We start from the raw sequence: 6,738 nt of genomic DNA, 5'->3' as shown, positions 1-6,738 counted from the left end.
CATTTTTAAACTGTTTATGTTCATACGATTTAAAAATGAAGAGTATTTGGAATTTTTGATGGTTTTGCGACAGCCCCCGCGAACCATAATACACTACCATTTATTCTTCATAAAAGGAGTTATATTAATTGACGAAAAATTAGTTTACAATGTAGTGTTTACTCACCCCAAAAAGTATCTATTATTCTTGAAACCTCTCAAACGGTTCATCATAAAATCTAAAATACATAAATGAGTGATGACCCACACTCATCATCATAATTTTGCAACATATTTTTTGGAAATGGTGTTGATTGAAGAGACAGAAAATCAAATGATTACTAAAGTGGTAATTGAAATAAAAAGTCCTCTAGATAATTTGTAATATATATTAGAAAAGTAATGTATTGCATTTGATTGTTAAAATTTCTTGCCTACCTTCAAGTGAGTAAACTATTATATGTCACTGTCACATTTTTTGAATAATGTGAAGGTGGTGTTTATTAAATGTTAGCATCCATAGAATATAAAATGGCAGGTTGGAATACAGTAATTGCAATAGGGTTTGACTTCTCTTCTTTGGTTACAATAGAACAATTTTCTGAAAAACTATTTGATTCCTTTAATTCTTTATCATTTACATATCAGAGCAAATTAACCTTTGAATGTTCTCCCATTTTTACAACCAAGAACAGTAAGGAATTTGAATTCAGTATTCAAGTTGACCACTCTCAATTGTATACAAACCTTCCTCTAAAATTTACTGCTTTTGTTTCTATAACTAATAAGATTTGCATAAATGCCTTTATAATTGGAGAAACAAGAGATAGTGATGAATTTATAAGAAATAATAATGCTGAGTTAATTAACGAATTGAAATACAATATACCTTTAGGGGTGAAAAATATAGTTTACAGAGACAATTACGAATTAGAGTCAGTAGAAGAATTATTAAATGAAAATTGATTAAAGACATTACTTATTGATATTAATTAGAAAAAGCTAAATTGAACAAAGATGCTAACAAAGGCTAAAAAAGCATAGCGTTATTGGTGAAATGGTAGGAATTGAGTTTAAACAAGCCCGCCATAAATTGAATAAAATTTAAAAGGCTTGTGGGTACTTAGTAGACGGAACGTAAGTTCTTCGAAATGCTTTTTAGCCGAGTCGTTAGGTATTATCTTATAAAACATGGCAATGAAACAGAAAGATAAAACAGATAAACTTATTTGCCCTTGTTGTAAAGAACAAAAGCTAGAAAAGGATTTGATTCATCTTTTGAAATGGAGAAAGCAATATAGTTTTCCGTATTTAGGATTAAATGATGAATTGGATTTAGATGATGAAGAAAAAGTCCGTTGGGCTTGCGATGCTTGTATTAAAACAAAAAGAGCAATATTAGCTCAACCTAAAAAACAAGATTATTCATGTTATCCTTATTTTGTCTATTTTGACATAAAAAGAAACTGTAATTCTTGTAATAGAGAATATATTTATACTAAAGAAGAACAATTCTTTTGGTATGAAGAATTAGGTAATAACTATTGGTCTAGAGCAAATAATTGTTGGGAATGTAGACGAATAAAAAGGGAAGAGAAGAACAAAAATATTAGACTGTCTAAATTACTAGAAACTCCAATTGAAAATGATATTTCATCATTAACCGAAGTGATTGAAATTTACTTGAATTTGGGTAAGTATGATAAAGCTAAATTTTATATGTCAAAGTTTCGGAAGTTAGCTAAAAATACGGGCTTTGATGAAATTTGAGAAGATTAATCTTGTAAAGTAGTACTGATAATACTAGTAGTGATAAAGGAATTAAACAATCTGTATAAAACTAAACGATCGTAAAACATGGAAATTAAAGATTTTGTTAAAATCATAAAAGATTGTCATCCTAATTTACCTCCTGTCAATATTTTAAAAAACGTAGACTTTATTCATAATGGTAAAGAGGATTGGGGAGAAAGCGATGATATTAATGCTGATTTTAGGAGAAAGGTTGTAGAAACTCTTTTTGATAATAAAAAGTTGCAAAGCCGGGAGTTAATCAAATATCTACTTCAAGCTGAAATTGACTATTGTCGAGAAGAAACTTTAATGAGAGAGACATTACGACAGATAACTTTCATGTTGTATATGATTGGAAAAGTTGAAGATATTCCAATGCTCTTTGAAGCCAAGATGGATACAAGCTTTGATGCTGGTTGTGGGTTAGATATTGAGTTGATTTTTGGAAGAGACAAAGATAAAGTAAAAGAATATTTCCAGTTAAATAAACATGAAAATTACGACATTGTAGGATGTATTGAGGAATATGAAAAATATGATTATCAAACTCCTAACGAATTTATAAAAGGGATGAAAATGTATTATGAAAGTTAGAAAGTCACTCTATATGTGGAAGAAAATGTATATAATATTTCAAAGCAGCTAATAAAACAACTTAATAAATCAGAAGACATAAGATGAAATATTGCATTGTAATTATTGGATTAGTATTCTCTTATTCTTGCTTCGCACAGGCAGAGAAGATAGTAAGTGAAACGTTGACAAAGAATGAGTATGAGTTCCTTAACTCTAACTTGAATACAGAAAAATACACGTATGATTTTACAAATAAGAAAGTTGCCTTCTTTTCAAGCCCAGGAGGAACAGTACTTCGTTCAAAATCAGAATTCTTTCGAACTGAAGATGGAATTACTGTTGGAGTTGAATATTTTGATATCGTGATTTTCAATGAAAAACAAAAAGCTAAACATGGATTTGATGTTGCTGTTGTTTATGACAGTAAAAATAATCAACCAAAGGTTTCTAATAAATTGAAGAGACTCATGAGAAAGAATAACTGAGCATTATCTATATAAAATATTGTGTAGAGAGTGCAATCTTTTTGCGATAACTATTAAACTTAATAGGATTGTGCTTTGGAATCACTTACATTTCATAAACTTACTGTTACAAACAAGCCTAGAAGACAATACAAAAAAATGGAAATTTGGCAATGCATAGAAATTTTGAGACGTCCAAACAAGACTTGGTTTTTCTCAAAGAACAATACTGAAGAGAAAACTAACGCTTTGAATAAAATTGCCAATGATGGCAATACAAAATTAATTTACAGCTTAACAGAATTTCTAAAAGACGACAATAGAGAAATTCGAGAAACCACTTGCAGGACGATAATTCATCTATTTCAAAAAAATGACAGTAAAAAGAGATATTACGATACTCTTAAGCATTGTGACATTTCAAAAAGTGATATAGATTTTTATGAAGCCAACTTTCCAAAGGAGCAATTTGTAGAATTGTTAGCCATTAGTTCATTAAATGGGAACGGATACGTAAGAGAAAAAGCAGTAAAAGAACTTTCACTGATTGACAGTTCAAGAGCTATACAATTTATTATCTATCGTATGGCTGATTGGGTATTACCAGTCAGAAAAGCAGCACTAATCGGTATTGATAACTACAAAAAAACTCATTATGTCGATAGCTTAATTGAAAATTTACCAATTATTGAATGGCTTCAAAAAGTTGAACGGACAGACCTTAGTGGAGTCTACAAAGACAGCCTTGAGTTCATTACCTGCCAAAATAGAGCATATGTAATGGACAACTTTAAGAAGTACCCTGACAAACTGAGGATAATTTTAGCCAGATATATTTCAACTTTGATTAGAGACAATTCAAAAGAATTAAAACTGTTTTTATCTGACAAACATTTTTTGATTAGGCAATTAACAATAAACCATTTTGAAAAACTTGAGCAAACCGAAATAGATCAATTATTAAAAGATAAATCAGCTAATATTCGAGCTCAAACACTTTATTGCTTAAAAGACCAAAACGGTTTTGAAACAACTGCAAAAAAGTTTTTATCGGATAGTTCCGCTACAATACGACATTTTGCAAGGTTTACGCTTAAACAAGCTAACATTGATTTTGCTAGATTTTACAATGACAACTTACAAGAAAACAGACAAGTCATTGGGGCATTAAACGGGCTTGCTGAAATACAAGGTAAACAGTATTCAGAAACAGTTAAGTTATTTCTGAATGATAAAAAAATAAGAATCAAGAAGGCAGCGTTTTCTGTTCTTTGTCAGCTCGATGAAGATAGTGCTTATGCCTTTGCATTAGAAAACTTGGACAGTCAATATCTAGGTCTTAGAAATTTAATCATTGAATTTTTATCACATATTCCAAGACAAGAAATATTGGATAAGGCAAAAATCCTATACGAAAAGGATGATTATGAGTTAAAAAAGTCAATGCTAAAGCTTTTCACGAAAGTTGGTGGTTGGGCAGTAATTCCTGACTTGATGATTGGAACAATTGATCAAAACGAGAATGTAAGACAATTGGCATTTGACTATTTACAAATCTGGAAAACACGAGCAGTAAGACTATTTTCAACACCCAAACAAGTTGAAATTGAAAGAGCAAAACAGATTTTTTCATATGTAAATGAGGTACATCAAGACAAAAATTATTTTAAATCAAATCCAGTAGATGGACTAGATTTTTACTTCAAATAAAAACTCTTTAAACCACCTACTTTGCATTAAGAGTTATACTTCATTAATCTGACTATGATGATAAACTTAAATTCAAATATATTCGAGGGGATAATGGACATATTTTAAAATCATTTATGAATAGTTTATACAAAATACTACTTAACAATAAGGAAATCGGAACAACTCAGTTGGAAAAAGCAGATGCTCCAATGGGAGTTGCTTTTGGACTGATTGAATTTATTGATATTGAATCTCCCTATCAATTTTTCAAAGAGTACTGCTTGCAAAATGGCATAAATATTTCTACTGATGACCCCGAATTTGAATTTATAGACACTCAGGTAATTACAGGATTGAAAGTGTTTCGAAATGACGGAGTCGAAATAAAGGGGGAAGCTGGAAGTGCAATTACAGGAATGAAAGATGAAGGATACGAAATTTCAATTTTTGGAATTAGTTATCCGTTTTACGAGGAAGAATTTCCTCATCATGTGAAGGCACATAAAGAATTGTTTAAAGATTAAAACAAAACTACAACATACCATTAGTAGATATAAACTTCAACTATTAATAAAGTGATTTCAATATTTAATAACTTCAAGAGGTATTATTTACCTTGGTTTATCTTATTTTTTATTTTTTTTGGATGTCTTTTAATTATATCATTTTTCAAAAATACTTTGGATAAAGGGGCAATTATATTTTGTCTTACTCTTATTTTAGTTTTTCCTGTGTTAATTGGCACTATGATTCTTTATATAGATAAAGTCTCAGGTCCCAAAAAAAGAGCAAAATTATATGAGGAACCATTATTCAAGGGTTTGTTGTCATTGGGATTTCATCAAGGGGAAGAATATTATACATTCAAAAACGCTGATTTTGATATTCATATTGGATATCACTGGTTAGATAGAGGCTTTAAACAAAATGTATTTATCCTGTTAGTTATTCATAATTCATCTATAGATGTTGAGAGTATCCTTAATAGATTACACACAAGGAATAAAAATTATTATGGATTTGAACAAACTATAATGCTCGATAATATTTTTAATATTAAATCAATTTCATTTGAAGAACTAGAAAGTGAAATAGAAAATATCCTAAAATGTTTCAATGTCAATCTAATAAGGCATAGAGTAGAAACAGAGGTAATTATTAAAAGTTCTAAGCCAAAATGGAAGAAATATTTTTTTAGAGCTAAAATCATTCTATTTCCTATATTTTTGTTTAACTCACTACGGTTATATTCTAAATGGTTAATGACAATATTCGATTTGGAGAAGCTTTTATTAATTGCCTTTCTTCTTTTCATTTCAGTCACTTTTATTCAATTCAAATATTTTAATAAGAACAAACTAGCATCTAAATTACTGAATATCATATATCTTACTTTTTATCCAATATTCTTTTGTATAACAATAAATCTTCGTTTTATTTCAAATGATTATTCCGTTGAAAAAGTGAAGGTTATCTCGGAATCATATAACGAAACAATTAGAAGGCATTTTTTGGTGGTGAAAAATGAGTCTTTGGAAAAGGAACTATTTTGTAATCAGGGTGAGTATTCAGAAATAAGCAACAAAACTTTATATTTAATTGTTCACGACGGTTTTTTTAAAGTTAAGACTATCCAATCTGTTTTTACTGATGAACCATTTTTAGAATAGATTTACTCAAATCACCTATTTAGAGTATTTGAATCTATTTTCAGGTTGACAATTACAAAAGAGATATAAAAAACAATTCCATTTTGCTTTTATCGTATCACGAATATTTTTTGATGTTAAAAGGCAGGATTTAGATAAAAAAATGAGGTTCCTCATTAAATAAATTAACTTTTATTAAAAACTACCCTTTTGGGTAGTTTCATTCTATGTATTGTTATCTATCTTTACTCCTGTTATAGAAGGATAGAGACTTTGTTTTTATTCATCTCATTGTTGAAATTTATTTAAAGTACACTAAGCATTTAAGCACTTTATTGATCGCTGAGATTCTTTACCTTCCAGCATTGTGATCGATAAAGTGCTCTTTTTTTGTCCAATTCTATTTCCTTTCCTTCGTTGATAGCCTTATTACATTGTAAACTAAATTTTCGAATATTTATGACATTTAGAAATCAGGAGATTTCTAATGATCTGAGAGACACGAATGACGCTATCGCTTAACATTCGCGCCAGTGGTCTTTCTACTCAATTCGTTAGGTAGTACTTCCTTCGGCCTTGAAGGG

At 29.5% G+C, this 6,738-nt stretch carries 7 protein-coding genes; all 7 read left to right on the top strand.

Annotated features, from left to right (window positions below; translation table 11 throughout):
- Positions 1-486 precede the first annotated feature (486 nt).
- A complete protein-coding gene (locus tag IC221_RS21940; protein ID WP_188171013.1) occupies positions 487-945 on the top strand; it encodes a hypothetical protein in 459 nt (152 codons plus the stop codon).
- 231 nt (positions 946-1,176) lie between these two features.
- Complete coding sequence (locus tag IC221_RS21935) at positions 1,177-1,749, top strand: zinc-ribbon domain containing protein (protein WP_188171012.1); 573 nt, start codon at positions 1,177-1,179, stop codon at positions 1,747-1,749.
- 87 nt (positions 1,750-1,836) lie between these two features.
- Positions 1,837-2,367 carry a hypothetical protein gene (locus tag IC221_RS21930; RefSeq protein WP_188171011.1) on the top strand — a complete coding sequence of 177 codons (531 nt, stop codon included), beginning with the start codon at positions 1,837-1,839 and terminating at the stop codon, positions 2,365-2,367.
- An 83-nt stretch (positions 2,368-2,450) separates the two neighbouring features.
- A complete protein-coding gene (locus IC221_RS21925; protein WP_188171010.1) occupies positions 2,451-2,834 on the top strand; it encodes a hypothetical protein in 384 nt (127 codons plus the stop codon).
- A 138-nt stretch (positions 2,835-2,972) separates the two neighbouring features.
- On the top strand, positions 2,973-4,523 hold the full coding sequence (locus IC221_RS21920; RefSeq protein WP_188171009.1) for a HEAT repeat domain-containing protein: 1,551 nt from the start codon (positions 2,973-2,975) through the stop codon (positions 4,521-4,523).
- A 116-nt stretch (positions 4,524-4,639) separates the two neighbouring features.
- Positions 4,640-5,029, top strand: coding sequence for a hypothetical protein (locus tag IC221_RS21915; RefSeq protein ID WP_188171008.1), 390 nt, complete (start codon positions 4,640-4,642; stop codon positions 5,027-5,029).
- 51 nt (positions 5,030-5,080) lie between these two features.
- Positions 5,081-6,175, top strand: coding sequence for a hypothetical protein (locus tag IC221_RS21910; RefSeq protein WP_188171007.1), 1,095 nt, complete (start codon positions 5,081-5,083; stop codon positions 6,173-6,175).
- Positions 6,176-6,738 lie beyond the last annotated feature (563 nt).

The organism is Flammeovirga sp. EKP202 (assembly GCF_014534745.1).
Lineage (GTDB): Bacteria > Bacteroidota > Bacteroidia > Cytophagales > Flammeovirgaceae > Flammeovirga.
Note: the sequence above shows the minus strand (reverse complement) of the source record. Positions and strands in the feature narration are given on the sequence as shown.